Annotated in this window: 24 protein-coding genes, 1 tRNA gene and 1 other RNA gene; 11 read left to right on the top strand and 15 right to left on the bottom strand. The window is 71.1% G+C overall.

Translation table 11 applies throughout. The features are described 5' to 3' along the window. Positions 1 to 1706, bottom strand: a 1706-nt coding sequence (locus ABT367_RS31915) for a DNA polymerase III subunit gamma and tau (RefSeq protein ID WP_352256756.1), incomplete at its 3' end; no start/stop codon positions are given. Positions 1707 to 1857: 151 nt separating this feature from the next. Next, positions 1858 to 1956, bottom strand: an RNA gene (gene ffs / locus ABT367_RS31910) — signal recognition particle sRNA small type. Between the two features lie 108 nt (positions 1957 to 2064). Here ffs and ABT367_RS31905 point away from each other — a divergent pair. The 4 genes from ABT367_RS31905 to ABT367_RS31890 all read left to right on the top strand — a co-directional run bounded on the left by ABT367_RS31905 (position 2065) and on the right by ABT367_RS31890 (position 4164). Then, positions 2065 to 2149: transfer RNA gene (locus ABT367_RS31905), tRNA-Ser, on the top strand. Positions 2150 to 2405: 256 nt separating this feature from the next. Next, a complete protein-coding gene (locus ABT367_RS31900; RefSeq protein WP_352256755.1) occupies positions 2406 to 2798 on the top strand; it encodes a hypothetical protein in 393 nt (130 codons plus the stop codon). A gap of 165 nt (positions 2799 to 2963) precedes the next feature. Further along, the gene (locus tag ABT367_RS31895; RefSeq protein ID WP_352256754.1) at positions 2964 to 3401 is read left to right on the top strand and encodes a hypothetical protein; all 438 of its coding nucleotides are present in this window, start codon (positions 2964 to 2966) and stop codon (positions 3399 to 3401) included. Between the two features lie 121 nt (positions 3402 to 3522). Continuing rightward, positions 3523 to 4164: an SIMPL domain-containing protein gene (locus ABT367_RS31890; protein WP_352256753.1), complete on the top strand. Its 642-nt coding sequence runs from the start codon at positions 3523 to 3525 to the stop codon at positions 4162 to 4164. A 24-nt stretch (positions 4165 to 4188) separates the two neighbouring features. Here the strand turns inward: ABT367_RS31890 and ABT367_RS31885 are convergent, their stop codons facing one another. Then, positions 4189 to 5919, bottom strand: coding sequence for a protein kinase domain-containing protein (locus ABT367_RS31885; RefSeq protein ID WP_352256757.1), 1731 nt, complete (start codon positions 5917 to 5919; stop codon positions 4189 to 4191). 113 nt (positions 5920 to 6032) lie between these two features. Further along, the gene (locus tag ABT367_RS31880; RefSeq protein ID WP_352256752.1) at positions 6033 to 7031 is read right to left on the bottom strand and encodes an alpha/beta fold hydrolase; all 999 of its coding nucleotides are present in this window, start codon (positions 7029 to 7031) and stop codon (positions 6033 to 6035) included. 98 nt (positions 7032 to 7129) lie between these two features. On the opposite strand from ABT367_RS31880, the gene ABT367_RS31875 reads away from it, so the two are divergent. Continuing rightward, positions 7130 to 7711 (top strand): CGNR zinc finger domain-containing protein, encoded by a 582-nt coding sequence (locus ABT367_RS31875; protein WP_352256751.1) that lies wholly within the window; start codon positions 7130 to 7132, stop codon positions 7709 to 7711. An 87-nt stretch (positions 7712 to 7798) separates the two neighbouring features. Here ABT367_RS31875 and ABT367_RS31870 read toward each other — a convergent pair whose 3' ends face one another. Then, positions 7799 to 8695 (bottom strand): LysR family transcriptional regulator, encoded by an 897-nt coding sequence (locus tag ABT367_RS31870; RefSeq protein ID WP_352256750.1) that lies wholly within the window; start codon positions 8693 to 8695, stop codon positions 7799 to 7801. A gap of 100 nt (positions 8696 to 8795) precedes the next feature. Between ABT367_RS31870 and ABT367_RS31865 the strand changes: the two genes are divergently transcribed. Beyond that, complete coding sequence (locus tag ABT367_RS31865) at positions 8796 to 9152, top strand: DoxX family protein (protein ID WP_352256749.1); 357 nt, start codon at positions 8796 to 8798, stop codon at positions 9150 to 9152. A 71-nt stretch (positions 9153 to 9223) separates the two neighbouring features. Here the strand turns inward: ABT367_RS31865 and ABT367_RS31860 are convergent, their stop codons facing one another. Both ABT367_RS31860 and ABT367_RS31855 read right to left on the bottom strand, forming a co-directional pair. After that, positions 9224 to 10048 (bottom strand): alpha/beta fold hydrolase, encoded by an 825-nt coding sequence (locus ABT367_RS31860; protein WP_352256748.1) that lies wholly within the window; start codon positions 10046 to 10048, stop codon positions 9224 to 9226. Between the two features lie 139 nt (positions 10049 to 10187). Further along, a complete protein-coding gene (locus ABT367_RS31855; protein ID WP_352256747.1) occupies positions 10188 to 12083 on the bottom strand; it encodes a hypothetical protein in 1896 nt (631 codons plus the stop codon). 175 nt (positions 12084 to 12258) lie between these two features. On the opposite strand from ABT367_RS31855, the gene ABT367_RS31850 reads away from it, so the two are divergent. After that, positions 12259 to 12723 carry a pyridoxamine 5'-phosphate oxidase family protein gene (locus tag ABT367_RS31850; protein WP_352256746.1) on the top strand — a complete coding sequence of 155 codons (465 nt, stop codon included), beginning with the start codon at positions 12259 to 12261 and terminating at the stop codon, positions 12721 to 12723. Positions 12724 to 12769: 46 nt separating this feature from the next. Here the strand turns inward: ABT367_RS31850 and ABT367_RS31845 are convergent, their stop codons facing one another. Both ABT367_RS31845 and wrbA read right to left on the bottom strand, forming a co-directional pair. After that, complete coding sequence (locus ABT367_RS31845) at positions 12770 to 13351, bottom strand: YdeI/OmpD-associated family protein (protein ID WP_352256745.1); 582 nt, start codon at positions 13349 to 13351, stop codon at positions 12770 to 12772. Between the two features lie 145 nt (positions 13352 to 13496). Next, on the bottom strand, positions 13497 to 14123 hold the full coding sequence (wrbA, locus tag ABT367_RS31840) for an NAD(P)H:quinone oxidoreductase (RefSeq protein ID WP_352256744.1): 627 nt from the start codon (positions 14121 to 14123) through the stop codon (positions 13497 to 13499). A 144-nt stretch (positions 14124 to 14267) separates the two neighbouring features. On the opposite strand from wrbA, the gene ABT367_RS31835 reads away from it, so the two are divergent. Continuing rightward, positions 14268 to 14867 carry a TetR/AcrR family transcriptional regulator gene (locus ABT367_RS31835; RefSeq protein ID WP_352256743.1) on the top strand — a complete coding sequence of 200 codons (600 nt, stop codon included), beginning with the start codon at positions 14268 to 14270 and terminating at the stop codon, positions 14865 to 14867. Here ABT367_RS31835 and ABT367_RS31830 read toward each other — a convergent pair. From ABT367_RS31830 to ABT367_RS31815, 4 genes are all read right to left on the bottom strand, one after another. Beyond that, entirely contained in the window at positions 14864 to 16090 is a 1227-nt protein-coding gene (locus ABT367_RS31830; RefSeq protein WP_352256742.1) for an MFS transporter, read from the bottom strand. The genes ABT367_RS31835 and ABT367_RS31830 overlap by 4 nt on opposite strands. Before the next feature lie 67 nt (positions 16091 to 16157). Next, positions 16158 to 18230, bottom strand: a complete 2073-nt coding sequence (locus ABT367_RS31825) for an MMPL family transporter (protein ID WP_352256741.1) — start codon at positions 18228 to 18230, stop codon at positions 16158 to 16160. Between the two features lie 165 nt (positions 18231 to 18395). Then, positions 18396 to 19061 (bottom strand): response regulator transcription factor, encoded by a 666-nt coding sequence (locus ABT367_RS31820; RefSeq protein ID WP_352256740.1) that lies wholly within the window; start codon positions 19059 to 19061, stop codon positions 18396 to 18398. After that, positions 19058 to 20230: a sensor histidine kinase gene (locus ABT367_RS31815; protein ID WP_352256739.1), complete on the bottom strand. Its 1173-nt coding sequence runs from the start codon at positions 20228 to 20230 to the stop codon at positions 19058 to 19060. The genes ABT367_RS31820 and ABT367_RS31815 overlap by 4 nt, the downstream gene beginning before the upstream one ends. 240 nt (positions 20231 to 20470) lie before the next feature. Between ABT367_RS31815 and ABT367_RS31810 the strand changes: the two genes are divergently transcribed. After that, positions 20471 to 21394, top strand: a complete 924-nt coding sequence (locus ABT367_RS31810; protein WP_352256738.1) for a carbohydrate kinase family protein — start codon at positions 20471 to 20473, stop codon at positions 21392 to 21394. On the opposite strand, the gene ABT367_RS31805 is transcribed toward ABT367_RS31810, so the two are convergent. Continuing rightward, complete coding sequence (locus tag ABT367_RS31805) at positions 21384 to 21989, bottom strand: TetR/AcrR family transcriptional regulator (RefSeq protein ID WP_352256737.1); 606 nt, start codon at positions 21987 to 21989, stop codon at positions 21384 to 21386. The genes ABT367_RS31810 and ABT367_RS31805 overlap by 11 nt on opposite strands. Positions 21990 to 22086: 97 nt before the next feature. Further along, positions 22087 to 23433 (bottom strand): magnesium transporter, encoded by a 1347-nt coding sequence (gene mgtE / locus ABT367_RS31800; protein WP_352256736.1) that lies wholly within the window; start codon positions 23431 to 23433, stop codon positions 22087 to 22089. A gap of 54 nt (positions 23434 to 23487) precedes the next feature. Between mgtE and ABT367_RS31795 the strand changes: the two genes are divergently transcribed. Both ABT367_RS31795 and ABT367_RS31790 read left to right on the top strand, forming a co-directional pair. Beyond that, positions 23488 to 24177, top strand: a complete 690-nt coding sequence (locus ABT367_RS31795; protein ID WP_352256735.1) for an HhH-GPD-type base excision DNA repair protein — start codon at positions 23488 to 23490, stop codon at positions 24175 to 24177. A gap of 223 nt (positions 24178 to 24400) precedes the next feature. Continuing rightward, the coding region (locus tag ABT367_RS31790) for a hypothetical protein (protein WP_352256734.1) at positions 24401 to 24582 on the top strand (182 nt) is incomplete at its 3' end.

The raw sequence follows: 24582 nt of genomic DNA, 5'->3' as shown, positions 1-24582 counted from the left end.
GTCTGGGGGCGGGACGGCGGGGTGCCGGGGCTGCTCGGGGCGCTCGTGCCGCTGCCCGCCGATGCCGCGGTGGGCCTGCCGCCGGGGCGGCGCTCGGCCGGTGCGGCGGGGGCGCCGCCGGAGGGTGCGGACGCGGCGCCGGTCTGGGTGCCGGACCCGGGGGTCGCGGCTCCCGGCCAGGCGCCGGGGCGGGAGGCCGGAGGGTCGGCGGGTGCGGTCTGGGCGGGTGCGGTCTGGGCGGGCGGGGTCTGCGCGGGAGCAGGCGTCGGGGCGGGGGTGGCAGGTGCGGGTGCGGCGGGTGCAGGTGCGGGATCCGGGGCCGGTGCCTGGGGCGCCTGGGCGGCCGGAGCACCGCCGCCCGAAGCACCCCGCACCGCCGCCCGGGCCCCGGCCGCGCCACCGCCGGGCGGCACCGGAGCGCCCCCGGAGGCGTCCAGCGGAGCATGGGCGTCGGGGCCGGGGACGTACGCCATGGCGGGCATCTGTCCCGCGCCCTGCCCCGCGCCCTGTCCTCCGCCCGCGAAGCCGCCGCCGCCTCCGCCGCCCGCGCCGCCCCGCTCGAGGCGGTCGAGCCTGGCCAGCATGGAGCGCTGATCGTCGTATGCCGCGGGAAGGAGCACCCGCGCGCAGATCAGCTCGAGCTGGAGGCGCGGTGAAGTGGCGCCGCGCATCTCGGTCAGTCCTTCGTTGACCAGGTCGGCCGCGCGGCTCAGCTCGGCGGCGCCGAAGTTCCGCGCCTGGGCCTGCATCCGCTCGATGACATCGGAGGGCGCGTCGATCAGGCCCTTCTCGGCCGCATCAGGAACCGCCGCCAGGATCACCAGATCCCGCAGCCGCTCGAGCAGATCGGCCACGAAGCGGCGTGGATCGTTGCCGCCCTCGATGATCTGGTCCACCACCTCGAAGGCCCCCGCGCCATTGCCCGCGGCGAAGGCCTCGACGACGGAGTCGAGCAGCGAACCGTCCGTATAACCGAGCAGCGAGGTCGCCATGGCATACGTCACACCGTCGTCGCCAGCACCGGCGAGCAGCTGGTCCATGACGGACATCGAGTCTCGTACGGAACCGGCGCCCGCGCGCACGACCAGCGGCAGCACCCCGTCCTCGACCGGCGCCTTCTCGCGCCCGCAGACCTCCGCCAGGTACTCGCGCAGGGTGCCGGGCGGCACGAGCCGGAACGGGTAGTGGTGCGTACGCGACCGGATGGTCCCGATGACCTTCTCGGGCTCGGTCGTCGCGAAGATGAACTTGAGGTGCTCCGGGGGCTCCTCGACCACCTTCAGGAGGGCGTTGAAGCCCGCCGAGGTGACCATGTGGGCCTCGTCGATGATGTAGATCTTGTAGCGGCTGCTGGCCGGTCCGAAGAAGGCCTTCTCGCGCAGATCCCGCGCATCGTCCACACCACCGTGCGAGGCGGCGTCGATCTCGATGACGTCGATCGAACCCGGCCCGTTCCTGGCCAGGTCCCGGCACGACTGGCACTCACCGCAGGGCGTGGGAGTGGGACCTTGCTCACAGTTGAGACAGCGGGCCAGGATGCGCGCGCTCGTCGTCTTGCCGCAGCCGCGCGGGCCACTGAACAGGTAGGCATGGTTGACCCGGTTGTTCCGCAGCGCCTGCTGCAGCGGGTCGGTCACATGCTCCTGCCCGATGACCTCGGCGAACGACTCCGGGCGATAACGGCGGTACAGCGCAAGGGACGACACACATACGAGGTTATCGGCCCGCACTGACAGCCCGGACCGAAAGGCGTCCGGCACGGTCCGCCGGGCCCGCGGCGATGCACCGGGCAGGACCCTCGACGCGTCTGGGCAGGACCCGCGATGCGTCTGGGCAGGACCCGCGATGCGCACCGGGAACGCAAGCGCCCCCCACGCACCCGCCAGAGCCAACCTACCCTTGCTGCCTTCCGGCCCTGGGGGAGTTCAGTCAGATAGCGCCACGTGAGGGGCTGCGCCAAGGGTACCCGATACGGAGGGCTGCGAACGAGCCCGCCCCGATCACCCACCGGACCTCCGGGAACGGGTTCGCGAGCACTCCTCAACGTCTTGTATTGTTTGCCGCGGAGGATTCGCCTAGTGGCCTAGGGCGCACGCTTGGAAAGCGTGTTGGGGGCAACCCCTCACGAGTTCGAATCTCGTATCCTCCGCCTGACCAGAGGGCCGGACCGCGTAAGCGGTCCGGCCCTCTGGCGTTCCCCGTCTCAGCTTCCGTCACAGCTTCCGTCTCGGCTCCTGTCCGAGTCGGACCCTGCGGAGCCCCACGAGCTTCCGTTGCGCTGAACCAAGCAAGTCACACCACCACTCACGCTTGACATGCGTTTTGAACGCGTTCAAGATCTGGTTCGGCAAGTACAGCGTGCTTGAGCCGTGGGGCCTTGGGGCCGTGATGATCAGGGGGACAGGATGAGCAGGCGGATGGTCGGACGGTGGTTCGTCGCTGTACTGGGCGCTGCTTCGGTACTCATCTCAGGGTGTGCGTTCTCGGCCGACCCCGACGAGCTTCCCGGCGTGTACCGCAACGGCAAGACCGGCGGCGAGATCGCGCTCGATTCCGACGGCACGTTCACCGCCACTGATCTGTCGACAGACGAGCACTCCGACCCCGAAGATTTCCACGGCCAATGGGAGTTCGAAGACGACGGCCTCTTCGGCGACTTCATCTACCTGGACATCGAGGAGCGTGGCATCGGCGAGGTCTCCGGTGTCCAGCTCTACGCGCGCGGCGGAGGCAAGGTGGAGTTCAGCCTTCCGGATGGGTCGTGGTCCCTGGCGCTCACGAAGGTGTCCGACCAGTAGATCGGTGTGCCCAGTCCGGCGTGTGGTGGCACCACACCCGGCGGCCGATCCGGGAGCGCGCCACGGCCGCATCATCGACGAGATGCGGGCCCTGCCGGCCACCGGCCGCTGTCACACGTCGTACGGTCAGGTGCTCCAGGAGCGGCGGACGATTGGCGGGACTGAATGAGCGACCTCTTCGAGCTCCAGCTCTCACTGGACCTTCCCGGTGATCTGAGCGACGGCGAACTCAGCGTATTGCGCCGGCAGTTGGGCGCGGAGGACCGTGACCCTCCCGGTGACATGGACGATCCGGACAACTGGCCACTGTTCTGCGATCGCGGCCCCGCGACGCGCATCGGCGGCACCCTGACCGGTGACCTGCAGCACGGAAGGCGCGGCTGGTCTCTCACCGTCCGCCAGGAAGTCCACCCCGACGGGTTCTCGCAGCTGGATTCCCTGCTGACCTGGCTCGGCGCCCGGACGACGACCATCGGGACCGTGGGCTCCCTCCGCTTCCTCGAAGACCACGTCCCCGATCTCTTCATTGCCGATGCCGGATCGATCACACGGGTAACGCTGAAGCAGCAGCAGGCTGCGGCCACGCTGCTGCCCTACGAATAGGTGCCTGGGGGCACCCGCTCCGCCCTGTAACGGCAGCTGCTTCCACCTGCGGTGGACCGCTTCGCCCACGACGGTTTTCAAGTCCGTTGCAACAAGGGGACGTTACTGATTCGATCCTCGAATGGCAGAGATCAGGGAGCCCTGGGGGCTCAGCGTGCTCGGCGCGGGGAACGTGTCTGCGGAGCCCCGGCTCGCTCAGGCGAAACTTGCGGTCGACCTCGTGGCACCGACACCCAAGGAGGCCTTTGCACAGGCTGGAGCAGCCGTCGTCAGGCTGCGGAGTGTCCTGCGGGAGCACGGGATACCCGACTCCGAGGTATCCGGGTCACGCCTCGCCCTCCAGTCGGAGTTCAAGGGCTACGGGGCGGACCGGACGTTCCTCGGTTATCGGTGCGAGGCGACGTACACCGTGCAGACCGAAGCACTTGACCGGCTCGACGTTCTGATCGAGGACGCGGTCCGCGCCGGCGCCAACCGGGTCGACGAGGTGCACTTCGACGTCCTCGACAAGCCGGCCCTCCGGGATGAGGCCCGCCGCAGGGCGGTCGAGGCCGCACGGCGCAAGGCTGAGGTCTACGCGCACGCCTGCGATGTACGGCTTGGCCGCGTCGTACATATTCAGGACGTCGACCCGGAATCGGTCGGGCTGCGCAGTCACGGGAGTCGCATGGGAGGCGATCCCGAATCCGACGGCGTCTTCGCTCCCGGAACGGTGCGCGTCGAAGCCGCCGTACTGCTCGGCTTCAGTCTGCTGCCCGACTAGCTCCCGAACTCGGCGGTCGGGTTCTCAGCCGCGCAGTTTGGCTGTTTGCATGGTCGTCAGGCGGCGGACGTAGAGGGCGGTGATGATGGCGGCGGGCAGGGTCAGGGCGTGGCCGGTGAAGCTGATCCAGTGGAGCGGGCCGAAGTCGTACGTCAGGTCCGTCACGTAGTTGAGCGGGCCGTCGGTCGAGTCGGTGTACGTGCGGTGCTCGGTGTGGCTGCCGACCAGGTACCACCAGGGCGTCCACATGAGAGGCCAGGTCAGCAGGATGACCAGCCAGGCGACCCACCAGGTGTGCAGCAGACCGGCCGGGGCCGGCGTCCTGCCGTTGCCGGACGGGCTCGAGGCGTGCCAGATGTCGTCGGCGATCTGCTTGGGCAGGACGAGGTTGCCGAGCGGGATGAACCAGCTGGTGATCGCTGTCTGCGGGCGGTAGCGCAGGCGTCCCGGGGCGAACCGGTCGGCGAAGGCGCGCACCCGGGCGAACCAGAGCACCCAGCACGTCACCAGGCCCACGCCCAGGGCCACTTGGGCGGCGAACAGCCAGCTGAAGATCTCGTCGTACTCGGCGTATTCGCTTTCGGACGGGACCGGATAGCCCTCGGACGACGAGCTGTAGTCCCCGTACAAGTCGTCCGATGCGACCCCCATCGTGATGGCGGTGCTCGCGCAGACCAGGGTGAACAGGGTGAGGAACCAGTAGACGGCGATGCGGTACCGGTCCGCCGGGCGCTCGTGTTCACGGATGCGCCGGCGTTCCTCGGCGAGGAGGGGCGGGGGACCGGGCGGGTGGGCCGGACCCGGGCCCACGGTGGGCGCGGCGGCCAACCGCGCTGTGGTCGCCGGGTCGGTGGACGTCGGGTCGGTTGACCTCGGCTCGGTGGACGTCGGGGCGGTTGAGGTCAGCTCGGAGGTCGTCGGCACCGTGGTCGCGGCCGCCGCGCGGAGCATGGCGAGCGTGGTGTCGACGGCGGGGCGGTCTTCCGGGTCCTTGGCCAGCAGAGCGGTGATCACTGCCGCCAGTACGGGATCGGCGTGCCGCATCGTCGGAGGGTCCTGCAGGGCGACGGCCGCCATGGTGGCGGTGGGGGTGTCGCGGCGGAACGGGGAGACGCCCTCGGCCGCCTCGTACAAGGTGACCCCCAGCGAGAACAGATCGCCGGCGGCCCTGTCCTGGCTGCCGTTGAGACGCTCGGGGGCCATGTACTCGGCGGAGCCGATCACCCCTCCGGTGGCGGTGAGGCGGGTGTCGGTCTCGTGGACCGCGATGCCGAAGTCGGCTAGGAGCACCTGGCCGTCGTCGGTGAGCATCACGTTGGCGGGCTTGAGGTCGCGGTGCACGACGCCGGCGGCGTGGGCCGCCTTGAGCGCCTTGAGGAGTGCGGTGGCCGCCTCGGTCACGAGGGACGCGGGCAACGGCCCGTCAGCGCGCAGGCGTTCCTCGAGCGAGCACCCGTCGACCAGGCGCATCACGATCCAGGGAGTCCCGTCCTCGACGACCACGTCATGGACCGCGACGATATGCGGATGGTCGCGCAGGCGGGCCGCGTTACGGGCCTCCCGGGCCGCGCGGACCACACGGCCCTGCTGCTCCGCCTCCGAGCCCGCCTGCTGCGGCAGGCGCACTTCCTTGACCGCGACATGGACATCGAGCGCCTCGTCGTGCGCCTTCCACACCCGGCCGAACCCACCCTCACCGAGCTGTCCGACGAGCCGGTACCGCCCGCCGACCACCCGATCCGCCCCGTCCGACACTCCCAACGCCCCCATTTTTCAGGCCACTTGACCACCGGTGGTGATCCGGGGAGAGCGTACGAAGACCGTCACCCATGCGCAACGCGACACCCGGCCTCCAGGGCCGCGGCGGTTCACGCGGGCAGCCGCTCCAGGAAGTCCGCAATCAGCGGGGCGATGGACGGCAGGTGGTCCTCGAGGGCGAAGTGGCCGGTCTCGAAAAGGTGGAGTTCGGCGGACGGGACGTCGCGCAGGTAGGCGTGGGCGCCGGGGGCGGGGAAGAAGGGGTCGTTCGTGCCCCAGGTGATCAGCGTCGGCGGCCGGTGCTCGCGCAGCCAGGCCTGCCAGGCCGGATACGCGACGACATTGCTCTTGTAGTCGTACGCGAGGGCGAGTTGGGCCTGCTTGCGGCCAGGCCTGTCGAGGAAGTGCTGGTCGAGCAACCAGCCCTCGGGGGCGACGAGTTCGGGGGCGAGAGTGCCGCCCTCGTACTGGGCACGGGTGGCATCGAGGGTGAACAGACCGAGGACGGTCTCTTCGGCGCCGGGTGTGTCCGGGGTGAGCGCCGTGAAGTCGCGGGCCGCCGGGGAGAGGCCCTCTTCGTACGCGTTGCCGTTCTGCACGACCAGGCCGGTGACCCGCTCCGGGTGGCACAGCGCGTGGCGGAAGCCGACGGGGGCGCCGAAGTCGAAGAGGTAGAGCGCATAGCGGGTCAGTCCGAGGTTCTCGGTGAAGCCGTCGACGATCTCGGCGAGGCGGTCGAAGGTGTACGTGAACCCTTCGGGAGCGCGGGTGTGGCCGAAGCCGGGGTAGTCCGGAGCGATCAGACGGTAATGCCGGCCGAGGGTGTCGATGAGGCGCCGGAACTGGTGCGATGCGGACGGGAATCCGTGCAGGAGCAGCAGGACGGGTGCGTCGGCACGCTCGGGGAGGGACTCCCGGTAGAAGACGTCCACGCCCTCGACGACCGTACGGCGGTGGGCAGTTCGGGCGGGCAAGGCGAGCGGCGGCGGGGAGGGCTGCGAGCGGTTGGACTGCGACCGGTCGGGCTGTTGCCGGTCGGACGGCGACCGGTCGGACTGCGGCTGGTCGGACTGCGGCCGGTCGGGGGACTGTGCGGCGATCGTCGTCATGTCACATGCCTTCTCTGCCGGATGATGCATTAGGTCGATGCGTCAGATCTACCGTGCGGCTGGCTAATGCGTCAACCCTTCGATGTAGCATTAGCGGCATGGAAGAGCCCGCACCGTTGACCGGCGAGCCCCTCGCCCTCGATCTGGCCAACACCCGGCCGGCCGGCCCCGGCGGCCGTACCGACCTGATCGGCACCCCGCGGCAACTGGCCGCCTGGCTGGCCGCGGAGGCCGACCGCCTGCCCGCCGAGGTGCGGGGCCGCGCGCCGACGGCGGCCGGGCTCGCTGCCCTGCATGCCGTACGCGCGGATGTGGACGCGGTGGTGCAGGCCCTGCTCGACGGCACCGAGCCGCCCGCTTCGGCGCTGCGCGGTCTGGCCACCGCCCAGGGTGCGGCCCCACGTATCCGCGAACTGGGCTGGGAAGAGGGTGAGTTGAGGGCCGTGGCCCGTCGCATCGGCTCGCCGGCGGCCGCGCTCGCCGCCGTCTTCGCGGAGGACGCCGTGGACCTCCTGTCCGGGCCGGGCGCAGCGAAGATCAAGAAGTGCGAGGCCGAGGACTGCGTCCTGCTGTTCCTGCCCGCCCACCCCAGGCGCCGCTGGTGCTCCCCCTCCCGCTGCGGCAACCGCACCCGCGTGGCCCGCTACTACCAGCGCCACAAGCCGGACCGGCCGGAGTGACCGGACTGACGGGCTGACCGGGCTGACCGGGCTGACCGGACTGACCGGACCGACCGGACCGACCAAGCTCAGTCCTTCCGCCTGCGCTCAGCCCTGCTGCCGCTGCTCCAGACAGCAGCGCACGAAGTCCTGCACCAGCGGATCCGCATCGGCCACAGGCCTCCACACCACGGCCACCGAGCTCGGCGCGACCCCCGTGAGCGGCCGGTACGCGACTCCCGGGCGGGCGTAGTAGCGGGCGGCGGATTCCGGGGCGAGTGCGATGCCGTGGCCGCCCGCGACGGCGCTGAGCCAGTCGTCCGGATTGTCGGCCACAGCACCGATACGCGGCTCGCGGCCCTCGCGCGCGTCCGTCGCCAGCCAGTAGTCGCGCCAGGTGCCCGCCGCCACGGGAGCCGCCACGAACGGTTCGTCCCACAGTTCGCGGAAGGCGAGTTCCTCGCGTGCCGCCAGGGGATGGGCGGCGGGCAGCACGACGCAGCGCGGCTCCGTGAGGAGCACCTCCACCCGTAGCCCCTGCTGGCCCGGCAGCGGGAGCGGCAGCAGCGCCACCTCCACATCGCCGGCCGTCAGGTCCGCGGTCGGCGCGGACCAGGACGCATGCCGCATCTCCACCCGCCAGCCCGGCCGGCGGCGCCCGAACGCGGCGATGATCTCCTGCGTGGCCTCCCCCGCGGCCCCGGCCAGGAAGCCGACCCGCAGCACCCGCTCCGCACGCCGGGCCGTGTGCCGTGTCCGCCGCACCGCATCGGACAGATCGTCCAGGATCGCCGGCACCCGGGCGGCCAGTGTCTCCCCCGGCCCGGTCAGCGTCATGCCGGCCGGCGTACGGACGAAGAGCTGGACCCCGAGCTGCTTCTCCAGCTGCCTGATCTGCTTGGTCAGCGCGGGCTGCGACACGTACAACCGCTCGGCGGCGCGGGTCAGATGCCCCTCTTCGGCGACGGCGGCGAAGTAGCGCAGGAGCCTGGTGTCCACGTCCATGCCGCCAGGTTATGAGGACAGGTATTGGATCAGGGGAGCGGCATGCGAGCAGAGTCGGAGGCCAGGGACGACCTCCGTTTCGAGCCGCAGGAGCCGCACCATGTTCGCCGCTTACGTCACCGTCACTTCGCTCACCATCGTGGCGAACGCCGCCGGGGCCTACGCCGACTTCACCGGTCACGAAGCGGTCGGGGCCATCGCCGACCGGCTCGGTGTGCCGCGCTCGTGGATGGTGCGCCTCGGCGCCCTCATGGGCGCGGGCGCCCTGGGCCTGCTTGCGGGCTTCGCCGTACCGGCGCTCGGCACTGCCGCGGCGTGCGGCCTGGTGCTGTACTTCCTCGGCGCGATCGGCGCGCATCTACGGGTCCGTGACTACGACTTGGCCGGCGCGCTGACCATGCTCGCGCTGGCCGTGGCGTCAATGGTGCTCGGCGTCGGGCAGCACGGGGTGTGGTGAGCGGCGGGGTTCCAAGGGTGTGGTGAGCGGCGGGGTCCCATGGGTGTGGTGAGCGGCGGCGCCCGCCCCGCTCAGCGCGCCGTCTTCTCCAGGAACGCGAGCAGCGCGGTCGCCACCTCCTGCGGCATCTCCGCCTGCGGGTAGTGGCCCGCGCCCTCGATCATCACGATCTCCGACGGGCCCGCGAGCCCCGACGCGAACTCCTCCGCCTCCGCACGCGGGTCCTTGAAGTCGGGGTCCTTGGTGCCCATCAGGATCAGGGACGGCTGGTGGACCTGGGAGCGGTGGGCCGCCGAGTCCTTGGCCTCCGGGTCGCCCACCGCGACGAACGCGGCCGTACGGCCCGGCTCGCGCAGCCGGGACTTCATGGTGGCGACGTACTCCTTGAAGTCCGCGGGCTTGTCCGCCTTGTACAGCGAGGAGTAGAAGAGCCCCCACAGGAACGGGGTGCGCAGGACGAGGCCGGTGACCGCGGCCATCACCCGGCCCGGCTTCGGCGGGTTCGCCCAGGGCGAGAGGGCCACGACTCCCGTGACGAGGTCGGGGAGTTCGGCGGCGGCCGAGACAGCCGAGTCGGGAGTGAAGGACTGGCCCACCACGGTGGCCGGGCCCCCGAGGTGACGGATCAGGGCGAGGTAGTCGGCGCCGTGCGCCGAGGTGGTGTGGGAGTCCCAGCCCGTGCTGCTCTCCCCGTGGCCGCGCAGGTCCATGGTGGCCACGCGGTAGCCGGCGGCGACCAGTTGCGGGACGACGAAGCGGTAGACGGCACGCAGATCGCCCATGCCCGGCGCCATGACGACGAGGTGCCCGCCCTCGGGTCCGGAGACGCTGTACGCGATACGGCCTCCCGGCACGTCCAGGTACTGGGTCTGTGACTGCTCCTGCGTTCCGTTCATGGTGTCCCCCTCGACCGTGGCTAACGTTGTTAACCTCAAGCTAACGCCGTTAGCCACAGACGTCAAGGGGATAGACCGGCGAATACGCGAGGGCCCCGGCCGCCCATGCGGCAGGGGCCCTCGGTGACAGGTTCAGATCTCAGATCCGGCCCTGCGCGCGCAGTCGCGGCACGAAGCGGACCGCCCCCAGGCCAAGCCCCACGAGTGCGATGCCCGCCCCGAGCAGCAGGCCGAGGCCCGTCCAGCCGCCCGTCGAGGCGAGCAGACCGTCGTCGGAATCCGAAGAGCCGGAGGTACCCGAGGAACCCGACGAGTCCGAAGAGCCCGAGGTCCCCGAGTCGGAGCCGCCGGCACCGCCGTCGCCGGAGCCGCCGGCCTCACCGCTGCCGCCGCTGTCGCCCGAACCGCCGGTGCTGTCGGCGGCCTCGACGACCTCGAAGGTGAAGAACACCTCCGCCTCTCCCACCTGCGCGGACAGGGTGTGGTTCTGGCCCACGTCCGTACCGGCGAAGAGCTCCGGCGCCGTCGCGTTGCCTTCGCTGTCGGTCTTCACGTCGACCAGCCGGACATCGTCCGCGAAGTGCGGCCCGTCCTGCCCGTACCGCTGGAACCGCACCCGCGTGTTCGCCGCCGGCTCGCCCGACTCGGTCACGTGCACCTTGAGCGCTTCGGGGAAGGCCTGGCCCGCTTCGGCCTTCTGCTTGTCGCCCGCGGTGATCTTCACGTCGTACGCGACCTGCTTGTACTCCGCGTCGAAGACGGCCTCCTGGCCCTGGGCCTTGGCACGGACCTTGAACGTGCCGCGCTTGCCGCCGGAGAACCAGATCTTGGGCGACTGGGCGCGGCCCTGCGCGTCGGTCTCCACGATGGCCACAGCCTGCGGGTACGCGTCGAAGAGCGGCTCGACACGGTTCGGGTCGTCGAACGTGAACGTCACCGCCACGCCCTCGACCGGCTTGCCGTCCTTGTCGCGCGCGACGACGGCGAACGGGTCGAAGTCCTCGCTCCGCCCCCAGATCTGGTCCTGGCCGGAGACGGGGGCCAGGTCCGCGGTCAGCGCGCCCGACCACTGGATCACCACGCGGCCCGTGCCGCCGCTCGAGTTGTGGCCGCCCGCGGCGGTGTGGTCCTCGTCGAAGTCGAGATTGCCGTCCCAGTAGAACGGGTCGTCCTGCTGCGGCGCCTCACCCTTGTCGCCGACGACGAACTTCGCGTCGGTCACCCGGTCCGGGTTCGCGTAACTGCTGCCACCGCCCCCGCCACCGGACACCAGGCTGTTGGCATTGCCGCCACCGCCACCACCGCCCGCGTAGCCGCCGCCACCACCGCCACCGCCATGACCACCCTGTCCGGTGGCCGCGCCGCCGTCGCCGCCGTTGCCGCCGTCGGCCTGGCTCCGGCCCGCCGAGCCGTTGCCGCCGGGCTCGCCTCCCTGCGCACCCTGGGCACCCTTGCCGCCGAGGGTGTTGGGCGCATCCGCACCGTTCGCGGCACCGGCGTCGGCTCCACGAGGGTCGCCGTTGCTGTCGGCTGCGCCCGAGCCGCCGCCTCCGCCCGCGATGATCAGCGGGCTGCCGTCGGCCGAACGAATGGCGCTGCTGCCGCCTCCGGAGTCGGCATAGTGGCTGGGGCCCACTCCACCTCGCGCGTCTCCGTAGGTGTAGGCGGCGGCCACGACCTTCAGCTTCTCGCCGGCTGTCACCTTCGCGGTGCCGGAGACGAAGGCCCCGGCGCCGCCGCCCCCACCGAGCGGACCGCTGGCGCCACCGGCACCCCAGGCCCGTACGTCCAGCTCGGTCACTCCGGCCGGAACCTGGAACTCCTGCGCGGCCGCTGTCTTGCCCTTGAAAATGCGGCAGTTGATGAAGGTGCCCGTCGGCGTGCACTGCTGACCGCCGTATGCGACCGCCTTGCCCGCCGCCGACGCGGCCGGCGCACCCGACCAGGCGCTCGCGGCGGTGACGGCGGCTACGGCCAGGGCCGCTGCTCCGGCCCGTATCCGGGCACGGCGCGGCACCACGAAATCCCCACTCATTCAGTTCCCCATCGCTTGTTCAAGCTCCCCCCCGGGAGCCAGTGATGTGTGAAGGAACTGTAACGCCAGGGACCGGAGTTGCCGACGGTGGAGGGGACCGACCTTCACGATCAAGGTGTACGGGACCGTTCGCGCGAACTAGCCTCGGCTCCACGTCGACCCGAGGGGGCACATCGTGGCCAATCCGCCCGCCAGAAGCGCCGAGGAGCGGAAGCGTGACACGCTGCGGCGGCTCGAAGAGGATGTCGATCTGTGGGTGGCGAGTGCGGATCCGCAGACGGGGGCGCCGTTCCTCGTACCGCTCTCCTTCGCCTGGGACGGCACCTCGCTGCTCTTCGCGACCACCGTCACCAGCCCGACCGGGCGCTATCTCGCCGCGTCGGGCCGGACCAGGATCGGACTCGGGCCGACCCGGGATGTCGTGATGGTCGACGGTTCGGTGGAGGTCCTCACCGCCGAGGAGCTGGGCAAGGAGAAGCTCGACTGGTTCGCGCAGGCCAGCGACTGGGATCCACGGCAGGAGGCGAACGCCGAGGCGTACCGCTGGTTCCGGGTCACGCCCCGGCGCATCCAGGCCTGGCGCGAGGCGAACGAGCTCCAAGGGCGGGATCTGATGCGGGACGGCCGGTGGCTGGCCTGAGCCGGTGGCCGGCCCCGGCCGAGGGACCCGGCCCGGACCCTGAGCGTCAGTTGATCTTCCGGCCCTCGGCCATCGTCGCCACGAACCGCTCCAGGCGGGCCAGCCGGGTCTTCTCGGTGCGCGCGGTGACCAGGCGGAAGTAGAGGGCGTACTGGTCGGACTTGCCGAGCGTCTCGTAGAACGCCCGCGCCGCCGGGTTCGCGGCGAGGGCCTCGACGAGATCCGGCGGCGTGGTGGCGTTCTTCGGTGAGGCGTACGCCGCGTCCCAACGGCCGTCCGTCCGCGCGGCCTCGACCTCCACGAGGCCCCGCGGGCGCATCCGGCCGGCTTCGATGAGCGCCTGCGCCTTGCCCACGTTCACCTGGGACCACAGGGAGCGGGGGCGGCGCGGGGTCACCTTCTGGACGAACCAGGACTCGTCGAAGCCGCGGCGCTGGCCGTCGATCCAGCCGAAGCAGAGCGCCTGCTCGACGAGTTCCTCCCAGGTGAGGGAGGGAATGCCGGTGTGCTTCTTGGCCATCTTCACCCAGAGCGCGGTCCGAACCCCGTGATGCTCTTCGAACCAGGCCTCCAACTCGGCCGCGCTCGCGGGGACAAGGATCTCGACGCCGTCCTCGTATGTCTCCATGGACCGCAGACTAATAGCCCTGTAGGACAGTTCCTGTCCTACAGGGCCCTTGTTCCTGTCCTACATGGAATTCAGGCGGTCCGCCTCACCGGAAACTCAGGCGGTCCACCTCACCGGAAATTCATGCGGTCCGCCCCACCGGAAACTAGGCGGCCAGCTTGTGCGCGATCTTCGCCAGCCGCTCGCCCTGGTAGCGCGCCGCCTCGAGGGTCTCGTCCGAGACGTCACCGCTGCTGCCCACGTGCACCGTGCCGTAGGGGTTGCCGCCGGCGCCGTAGACCGCGGCGTCCGTGAAGCCGGGGGAGACGATCAGCGAGCCCCAGTGGTGGGCCGTGTTGTACAGGGCGAGCAGCGTGGACTCGTTGCCGCCGTGCGCGTTGTGCGCGGAGGAGAAGCCGGTGAAGGGCTTGTCGTGGAAGGTGCCCTGCTGCCACAGGCCACCCGTCGAGTCGATGAACTGCTTGAGCTGGCTCGCGATGTTGCCGTAGCGGGTCGGCGAACCGAACGCATAGGCGTCCGCCCAGCTCAGGTCGTCCAGCGTGGCGACCGGCACCTCGTCGGAGATGGCATCGACATGGGCGCGCCAGGCGGGGTTCGAGTCGATCGCGGCATCCGGGGCGAGCTCGGCCACACGTCGCAGCCGGACCTCGGCGCCCGCCTTCTCGGCGCCCTCGGCGAGGGCCTTGGCGAGCTCGTGCACATTGCCGGTGGCGGAGTAGTACACGACGGCGATCTTCGGCGCGGTGGTCTCGGTGGTGTCGGTGCTGGTCATGACGAACCCCTCCGGAGGTACGGGATCTGAAACGGATTCATATCCGTTTCGGCGATGGCCACAGTTAACCGGATGGGAATCCGGTTCCGCAAGGGGTATCCGGATAGCTTTCCGGTTCTGCACGATTCCCGTAATGTGCAGGCCATGAACCAGCCCCCGCTTCTCCCCATGGCCGGCCAGGCGCCCCCCGAGCGCGCCGACGCCGCCCGTAACCGGCGGCGGATCCTGGACGCGGCGGCGCGGATCGTCGACGAGCAGGGCGCGAAGGCGCTCACGATGAACGGGGTCGCGCACGCCAGCGGCATCGGGGTCGGCACGGTCTACCGGCGCTTCGGTGATGTCTCGGCCCTGCTGCTCGCGCTGCTCGACGACGGTGAGCAGCGCCTGCAGGCCGCGTTCATGACCGGCCGGCCCCCGCTCGGCCCCGGCGCTCCGGCCGGCGAGCGGCTGCGGGCCTTTCTGCACGCGTACGCCAAGCACACGCTCGAGTCCGAGGAACTGCTGCTCGCCGCCGAGAAGGCCTCGGCATCGGCCCGCTACAAGAGCGATCCGTACCGGGTCGTCCACACCCATGTGCAGCTGCTGATCCGCGAGGCCCGGCCCGAGCTCGACGCTCCCGTCCTGGCCCATCTGCTGCTCGGCGCGTTCCAGCCGAGTCTGCTGTGTCATCTGCGCAGCGAGCTGAAGGTGTCCGAGGAGCGCCTCGAGGCGTCGTTGGACCAACTGCTCGGCACCCTCGTCTAGTTGAGCGCCTGATCCCGTACGGTTTCGTCGGTCGGGCGCGTCGCTGCCGCCCAGCGCGTCACCGGACCGAGCGCGTACGACGCAGCCAGGATCAGTGCGCCGAGCAGCAGCCACCCGGCCGCGCCGACCTCGATGAGCAGCAGCGTCAGCAGGAGTGGGCCGAGGGTGCGGGCGACCGTGACGCCCGTACCGAAGAAGCCCTGGTACTCGCCGATACGGCCGGGCAGGGCGAGGTCGAAGCCGAGCTGCCAGGAGCCGGCCGACTGCAGCATCTCGGCGACCACGAGCAGCACCGAACCGCCGATCAGGGCAACCGTCGCGGCCTGGGCCGACACCCCGGTCGACAGGGCGAACACCCCGCAGGTGAGCAGCATCAGCACACCGGAGCGACGGATCGCGCGGGCGGCGGTGCCAAGTCCCGTGACCGCGCGGGCCGTTCGGACCTGGAAGAGCATCACGGCACCCGTGTTGAGGATGAACAGGGCCGACACCAGCCACTCGGGAGCCTCGGTGCGCTCGGTGATCCACAGCGGGATACCCAGGCTGAGCAGCGGCATCCTCAGCAGCAGCACGGTGTTGAGCAGCGTCATGACGGCGTACGGGCGGTCGCGGAGCACGGCGAGCTTCGCGCCCTCGACGGCCGGTACGGGCTCGACGACGGGCAGCCGCGTCAGGACGTACGCGCAGGCCAGGAAGCTCGCCGCGTCGATCGCGAACACCGTGAGATACGCGCCGTCGGTCCCCGACGACAGGGCCACACCGCCGAGTCCGGCGCCCACCGCGAGCCCCGCGTTGAGCGTCGACTGCAGGTGGGCGAGCGCTCCGGTGCGCTCCTCCTTGGCGACCAGTCCGGCGAGCAACGCCTGCCGGGCGGCCGCGAGTCCGGACTGGGCGGTGGCGTAGACACAGGCGGCGAGCAGGAACGGCAGGAAGTCGCGTACGACCAGGAAGGACGCGACCGCGGCGGCCGTGGCGACGGCCAGCAGCACCGCCGTCCCGCGCGGTCCGCGCCGGTCGGCGAGCCGTCCGAGCGGGACCCCGACCAGCGAGCCGATGGCCCAGGCGACGGTGAGACCGAGCCCGATCTTCGCGGCGTCGAGGCCGACGACATGGGTGAAGTAGAGCGCGGAGGTGACGTAGTACGCGCCGTCGCCCACAGAGTTGCTCAACTGGGCCAGGGCGAGGGTGCGTTGAGGTCCGCGGGGCGGGAGCAGGTTCGTCATGAGCACTACGGTAGGGAGCCAATGGCTCCCTACCGTAGGACAATCCATGCCCACTCCAGTGGGCCATTTACTCCTTCAGGCCGTACCGGTCATGCGCCCTGCGCAGCCGCCGCGGAGCCCACCACGCCCGGCCTCCGAGCAGCGTCATCGTCGCCGGGACCAGGAGCATCCGTACGACCGTCGCGTCGATCAGGACCGCGAGGGTCAGGCCGAGGCCGATCTGCAGGATGGGCGAGAAGCTGCCGGTCATGAAGGCGCCGAAGACGATCGCGAGCAGCAGCGCGGCGCAGGTGACCACGCGCCCGGACTGCCTCAGGCCCGTCACCACGGCGGCCCGGTGGTCGCCGCTGCGCAGCCACTCCTCGCGCATCCGGGCCAGGATGAACAGCTCGTAGTCCATGGCGAGTCCGAACGCGATCGCGATGATCAGCGGTGGTGCGGTCAGGCTCAGCGCGCCGAGACCCTCGGCGCCCAGCCACCCGGCCAGATGCCCGTCCTGGAAGACCCAGGTGACCACGCCGAGTGCGGCGCCCAGGCTGAGCAGGGTCGTCAGGATCGTGCGTACGGGGATCAGGAGCGAGCCCGTGAAGGCGAAGAGCAGGGCGAAGATGCCGACGAGGACGATCACGATCGCCCAGGGGGCGCGTTCGGCCAGCATGGCGCGGAAGTCGACCATGTGGGCGGCGTTCCCGGTGACATGGACGGGCTCGGCGCCGCGCAGGTCGCGGATCTGCTCGACCAGGCCGGTGGCCTGGGCTCCGTCGACGGTGCCCTTCGGGTAGAGGTCGAGCAGGGTGGTGCCGTTGCCGGTCTTCACGGACTCGGCGCGGGCGATGCCCTCCAGGGCGCGGATCTTGCGTTCGCAGTCCGGTTCGGCGTTCGGCATGATCACGACGCTGACGGGGTCGAGTCCGGTGCCCTCCGGGTAGTGGGCGCGGACCGCGTCGTACAACTCCCGGGCCTCCGTGCCCTGTTTGAGCTGGCGCGCATCGCCAAGGTTCATGGTCATCCGAGTGGCGGGCAGCGCCAGGAGGACGAGGCCTGCGACCACCGCGACCGTCACCGCGACCGGGCGGCGGGCCGAGAAGCGGGCGAGGCGGGCGAAGACATGGCCGGGTTCGCGCTCGGAGTTCCTGCCGAAGAGCCGCTTGCGCGGGGAGGAGGGCGCGATCTTGCCGCCGAACTTGGTGAGCAGCGCGGGCAGCAGCGTGACCGCGGCGAGCATGTCGACCACGACGACCGCGGCCGCCGCGAGTCCCATGCTGCGCAGGAACAGGTTCGGGAACACCATCAGACCGGTCAGACAGACCGCCACCGTGAGCCCGGAGAACAGCACGGTCCGCCCGGCCCGCGCGACCGTACGCTCCACGGCCTGCTCGACCGACTCCGCGGTTGCGCGCTCCTCACGGAAGCGGACCACGATCAACAGGGCGTAGTCCACGGCGAGTCCGAGCCCGAGCATGGTGGTGACCTGCACCGCGTACACCGAGACATCGGTCACGAGCGAGAAGCCGTACAGCGCGAGGAAGGCGCCGGCCACCCCGCTGACCGTGACGACCAGCGGCAGGGCGGCCGCGCGCAGACCGCCGAAGATCAGCAGCAGCACGATCAGGACCACGGGCAGCGAGATGATCTCGGCGCTCGCCACGTCCTCCTGCGCCTGCCCGCCGAGCTGGACGCCCAGCAGCGGTCCGCCGCTGACGTGCACGGTCGCGCCGTCGATCTCATGGAACCGCTCGGCGACCTCCTCGGCGAGCTCCTCCTCGTCGTCGTCCGCCAGGCCCTGGCCGAACTCCACCGGGATCAGCAGCGCACGCCCGTCCTCGGACGGCATGCCCTCCGGTACGTCGGCGACACCCGGTAACTCCCGTACGTCCGCGGCGGCTTCACGGATCTCGGACCGCAGCCCCGGGAGATCCCCGGACTCCACGATCGCCTGGATGGACGCGCCCTCGGTGGAGAGCCGGTCGAGCAGTTCCTCGGTGCGCTGCGATTCGCTGCCCTCGACGACCTCGACGCTTCCTTCGAGGTCACCGAAGACGCGGGTACCGAGGCCGAAGCCGGCCACGAGCAGCAGCAGCCAGATCAGGATGACGGTCAGCGGGCGACGGGTGGCCACCCTGGCGAGTGCGGAAAGCACGGTCCCTCCCAGCGACGGTCCCCGCGCCCTCGGCGGGGTCACGTCACTCAGGCTGCTGTGAAAGGGAGTTGGCCACATCGCCGGTCGGAGCGGTGTTCCCCTCTCGCCCGGCAGAGGGAGGAGTCGCCCGTACGGGGGACTCCGAGCCTCGCGCCACGGGGAGCCTCAGGCCCCGGGGATCACCAGACCTGTCTCATACGCGCAGATCACCGCCTGCACCCGGTCCCTGAGCCCCAACTTGCCGAGCACATTGCTGACATGGGTCTTCACCGTGTGCTCGCTCACCACGAAGGCCTCCGCGATCTCCGCGTTCGTCAGCCCGCGCGCGAGCAGCCGCAGCGTCTCCTCCTCGCGGGCGGTGAGCACGGACAGACGGGCGGGCGAGGGCTCCGTGGCGGATTCGGTGCGACGTCTGCGTACGACATCGGCGACCAGGCGGCGGGTCACCGAGGGCGCGAGCAGGGAGTCACCGGAGGCGACCACCCGTACCGCGTGCACCAGGTCGTCGCGCCGGACGTCCTTCAGGAGAAAGCCGCTCGCTCCCGCGTAGAGCGCCTCGTAGACGTACTCGTCGAGGTCGAACGTCGTCAGCATCACCACCTTGCAGGCCGACTCCGCACACACCACCCGCGCCGCTTCGAGCCCGTCCATGACCGGCATACGGATATCGAGAAGCAGCACGTCAGGGGTGTGCCGACGGACCGCGTCGACAGCCTCGGCACCGTCGCCCGCCTCGGCGACCACCTCGATGTCGGGCTGTGCGTCGAGGATCATCGAGAAGCCGCTGCGGACCAGCTCCTGGTCGTCGGCGACGACCACGCGCACGCTCATCCGACCGTCTGCGTCTCGATGGGCAGCGTGACGATCACCCAGAAGCCGCCGTCGGGTCCGGGACCCGTGGCCGCCGTACCGCCGCAGGCCGCGGCCCGTTCCCTGATCCCGATCAGCCCCTGCCCCGAACCCTGGACCCGGGGCTTCCCCGGCCGCCCGTCGTCCCGCACCGTCAACCTCAACTCGTCGATCCCCCAGTCGAGTTGGACAATAGCCTTGGTGGCCCCCGCATGCTTCACCGTATTGGTCAGCGCCTCCTGCACAACCCGGTACACCGCCACCTCCACATCCGCGGGCAGCTCGGCCGGCTCCCCGGTCTGCAGCTGCTCGACGTGCAGCCCGACCGCCGCCACCTGCGCGGTGAGCTGGGCGAGGGCCGCGAGCGACGGCTGCGGACTGCGTTCGGGCGGCAGCGATCCTCGGGGCTCCTTCAATATGCCGAGCAGGCGCCGCAGTTGGGACATGGCATCGCGCCCCGCGCCGGCGATCGCCTCGAAGGCGGCCTCCGCACGCGAGGGGTCGCTGCGCACGACGACCGGACCGGCCTCCGCCTGCACCACCATCAGGCTCACCGCGTGGGCCAGGATGTCGTGCATGTCGCGGGCGATCCGGGCCCGTTCGCGGGCGACGGCCCGCGCGGCCTCCATCTCGCTCTCGTACGCGAGTCTGCGCGCCCGCTCCTCCACGGCCTCGGTGTACGCGCGCTGGATCCGGGCGAGCCGGCCCAGTCCGTACGCGCCGAGCAGGCTCGTCAGATGGAAGGCGTACTCGAAGGGCTCGGCATGCTCCTTGAGCGTCATCGACACCGAGGCCCCGGTCAGCCACAGGAGGAGCATCGCCCGGCGCGGCCAGGGCGTGCCGATCGCGGCGCCGGTGTAGAGCACGACGAAGCCGCCGAACACGATGTCGGGCGGCGGTGCGTGGTGCAGGGTCATCGCGGTGGTCGCGGCGCCGACCAGGACGCCGGTGACGTACGGGGCGCGGCGGCGCCACACCAGCGGCAGCGCGGTCGCGGCGCCGAAGAGGAAGCCGAGCCAGGTCAGCTCGTCGTCGTTCTCGCGCTCGGGCAGCAGGAACTGCAGCGAGACGGCGATCAGGACCAGCGCGGCCAGCGCGATGTCCACCACTTGGGGACGGCGGGCGGCACGCAGCCAGGATGCTTCGGGCATACGGCAACTCCTGGGTGGGGAGGCCGGGTTCGGGTGTGTTCAGTATCGGCACGGGGCGCGGACGGGGAATCGCCGGTGCGAGGGATATCCACTCGGCCCCGCTGAGCCTCACTCAGCCCCTGCGGCGCTTGAGCAGATCCGACCGAAGGTCGGCTGTGACATTGTGCGGCTCCGCCGCGTGGGGAGCCCGGGGCGAAGCCCCGGTTTCGGGAAGGGGCGGGACTGGGGAAAAATACCCACGTGATCATCTCAGCGGGCGAGGCCCTGATCGACCTGGTGCCGCAGCGGAACGACAACGCCGCCCTGCCCGCCCTCGAACCAAAGCTCGGCGGCGGCCCCTTCAACACCGCCCGCGCCCTCGGCCGGCTGGAGGCAACCGCCGGCTTCTGCTCCCGCATCTCCCGCGACCACTTCGGCGAGGCGCTGCTCGACGCACTGCACACCGACGGCGTGGACACCTCCCTCGTACAGCGGGGCGACGAGCCGACCACGCTCGCGGTGGCGCACATCGATCCGGACGGCTCGGCCGCGTACTCCTTCTATACGGAGGGCACGGCGGACCGCCTCTTCGAACTCCCGCCCTCACTACCGGACTCGACCCGGGCCATCTGCTTCGGCACCTGCTCCCTGGTCCTCGAACCGGGCGCGACCGCGTACGAGGACCTCCTGCGCCGGGCCGCCGCGCAAGGCGTGTTCACGGCGCTCGACCCCAACATCAGGACCGGCCTGATCAAGGACCCGGCCGCCTACCGCACCCGCTTCCTCGGCTGGCTCCCCCATGTACGCCTCCTGAAGCTCTCCGAGGAGGACGCGGCCTGGCTCGCGGACGGCACACCCGTCCATACGGCGCTCAAGCAGTGGCTGTCCGCGGGCCCCCAGGCGGTGGTGCTCACCCGTGGTGCGGACGGCCTGACGGCGCTCACGGCCGAGGGCGCCGAGCACACCGTGCCCGGCGTGGCCGTGGACGTGGTGGACACGATCGGCGCGGGCGACACGGTCAACGCGGCGCTCCTGCACCGGCTCGATCGGCTCGGCGCCCTGACCCGCACGCCGACCGGTGACGAGTGGGACGACGTCCTCGCGTACGCGGCACGGGCGGCGGCCGTGACCTGTGGACGGGCGGGGGCTCAGCCTCCGTACGCCCACGAGGTGGTCAGCCCTTGACGAAGACCCCGGCCTTCGCCGCCGCCACCGCCGCCTCGGCCGCACGGTCGGCGGCCGCCTCGTCAAGCGGATCGCCGCTGGCGAGGAACCGGTAGTAGAGGGGGGCCGAGACGGCCCGTACGACCTCGTGCGCGTCCGTCCCGGTGGGCAACTCGCCTCGCTGGACGGCCAGTTCGACGCACGGCGCCCACTCCTCGATCCGTACCGCATAGAAGCGGTGCAGCGCGTCGGCGGCGGACGCGTCGCAGCTCGCCGCCGCGATCACCGCGCGGAAGAGCCGGCTCTGGCGCGGATCGGTGAGGGTGCGGCGTACCAGCCGGGCATTCGCGCGCAGATCGTCGAGGAGCGCGCCGTGGTCGCTGCGCGGCTCGGACTGCTCGGCCATGTCGGCGAGCAGATCGGCGACGAGGGCGGTGGCGCTGCCCCAGCGACGGTAGACCGTCGTCTTGCCGACGCCCGCGCGCTGGGCGACCTCGGCGAGGTCGAACCCCGTGAAGCCGTGCTCGGCGAGGGCGTCGCCGGCCGCGTCGAGCACGGCGGCGCGCACGCGTGCGGTGCGGCCGCCGGGGCGTACGGTGCCTGGGGCGTTGTCCATGGCACCCAGCTTAACGGGAGCCAGTTCCCTTTACGTAAGGGAGGCGGCCATCCCGTACGGGAGATGCCAGGGCCGCACGGAGACGACGCCCCATCCGCTAAAGCCCCAGCACCACCCGCGCGATCATGAAGTAGATGATCAATCCGGTGGCGTCCACGAACGTCGTCACCAGCGGAGCCGAGATCACCGCCGGGTCGATCCCCAGCTTCTTGGCGAGCAGCGGCATGCCCCCGCCGATCACCGCCGCCCATGCGCACACCGCGACCAGCGTGAGCCCCACGACCAGCGCGATGTCCCCGTGCTTGGCGATCACCCAGGCGAACACGAGGCCGACCGCGCCGAGCATCACCCCGAGCAGGAACCCGACCCGGCACTCACGCCAGGCCACCTTCAGCACGTCCCCCGGCCGCACTTCACCGACCGCGAGGGCGCGCACGGCCCCGGTCGCGGCCTGCGAGCCGACGTTGCCGCCCGTCCCGACGAGCAGCGGAATGAACAGGGCGAGCGCCGTGACCCGCTCGATCTCCCCCTCGAAGGCTTCGAGCACCTTGGCCGTCAGGGTCGCCGCGACGATCAGGAGCAGCAGCCACACCACCCGCGAGCGCGCGAGCCGGGTGACGCTCGCCGTCAGATAGTGCCCGTCGAGCGGCCTGGCCGCGGCCTGCCGCGCGATGTCCTCCGTATCGGCGGCCTCGATGACTTCGAGCGCGTCGTCGATGGTGAGCAGCCCGACGAGCCGGTCCTCGCTGTCGACCACGGGCAGGTCGAGCAGATTGCCCTCCTGCATCAGCCGGGCCGCGGACTCGGCTGTGTCGGTGGCGTGCGCCCGCAGATGAGCCGTGTCGACCAGACCGTTCAACGGGTCCGCCGGATCGGCCAGGACCAGGTCCCTCAGTCCCACGACACCGATGAGGCGCCGCCCCGCGTCGGTCACCGGCAGCGTGTAGACCGTCTCGGCGTCCGGCCCTTCCCGGCGTACGCGGTCGAGCGCCTCGCCGACGGTGATGTGCTCCTTGAGCCGTACGACCTCGGGGGTCATGAAGCGGCCCACCGACCCCGGCTCGTACCCGAGCAGCGTCGCCGTCAGCTCCCGCTCATGCGGGCTGAGCCCGGCCAGGACCCGCTGGGTGAAGTTGGCGGGGGCCTCGCCGAGGAGCCGGGCGCGGTCGTCCGGGTCCATGCCCTCGACGAGCTCGCGGAAGGCGTGGTCCCGTACGGCGGTGAGGATCTTCTGCTGCTCGACCCCGTCGAGCTCCCCGAACACCTCGGAGGCACGGTCCTTGTCGAGCAGCCGGAAGAGCACCCCGGCCGTGGCCGGGTCCACGCGGGTGATCTCGTCGGCGATCTCGTGGTCGGGACGCTCGTCGAGCCACTGCTGCAGATGCCCGACATCGTGCGCGGCGACGAGATCGGCGAGCTTGGCTTCCGCGGTGCGCTCGGTCATGGGGCCAGCTTCATCGATGTCGCACCCGGCCGACAGCAGCGACATCATGGCCGTATGACCGCGAAGAAGTCCGCCGCGAGCGCGAAGAAGTCAACCGCTGCCGGCAAGGCAGCCACGGCCAGGACAGCGGCCGCCGCACAAGCCGGCAAGACCGCGCCCGCCGAGATCCACCTCGCCCAGAACCCCGACGCCGACGAGCTGCTCGGCCGCAGCCCGCTGGCCGCCCTGGTCGGCATGCTGCTCGACCAGCAGGTGCCGATGGAGTGGGCGTTCACGGGTCCGTACACGATCGCCGAGCGCCTGGGCCGGGACGATCTGGACGCGCATGAGATCGCGGCGTACGACCCCGAGGCCTTCACGGAGCTGTTCAAGACCAAGCCGGCCGTGCACCGCTACCCGGGCTCGATGGCGCAGCGCGTCCAGCAGCTGTGCCAGTACCTGGTCGACGAGTACGACGGGGACGCCACCGCCTTGTGGTCCGAGGTGAAGGACGGCAAGGAGCTGCTCGCCCGGCTGAAGGCACTGCCCGGGTACGGGGAGCAGAAGGCGAAGATCTTTGTAGCCGTGCTCGGCAAGCGCTACGGCGTGACGCCCAAGGGCTGGCGCGAGGCGGCGGGTTCGTACGGGGACAAGGACTCCTACCGCTCGGCCGCCGACATCACGGGGCCCGAATCCCTGGCCAAGGTGCGGGCGTTCAAGCAGGAGGCCAAAGCGGCGGCGAAGGCGGCCAAGGCCGCGAAGTAGTACGACGCCGGGGCCGCGAAGCAGTAGGGCCGCGAAGTAGTACGACGCCGGGGCCGCGAAGCAGTACGGCACTGAGCCCTCGAAGCGGTAAGGCGCGAAGACCGCCGAGCAGCAGGCCGGACAAGGCTGCGCAGCAGTCACGAGGCAGCCGGGCGTACGCCTTACGGGCGGATCTGCCCGGACCGCCGTCGCGCCCCGCCTCGGGGCGGGGACATGACGTGCTGTGAGCGTTCCGTCCCCGATCCCAGGACTCCTGCGGCGCCCCGGCCTCCTGCGGGCGCTGCTGCTCGTCCTGCTCACGCTCGCCCTGGCCGCCGGCGCACCGCCGGCCGCCGCGACCGTCCCCGCCGCACAGCCCGCCGTGACGGGCGAGGCGGAGACCGCCGAGTGCGGCGGGGACAGTGA

Origin of the sequence: Streptomyces mesophilus, assembly GCF_040300965.1 — a bacterium.
Lineage (GTDB): Bacteria > Actinomycetota > Actinomycetes > Streptomycetales > Streptomycetaceae > Streptomyces > Streptomyces mesophilus_A.
This window is presented reverse-complemented; position numbering and strand designations above follow the sequence as displayed.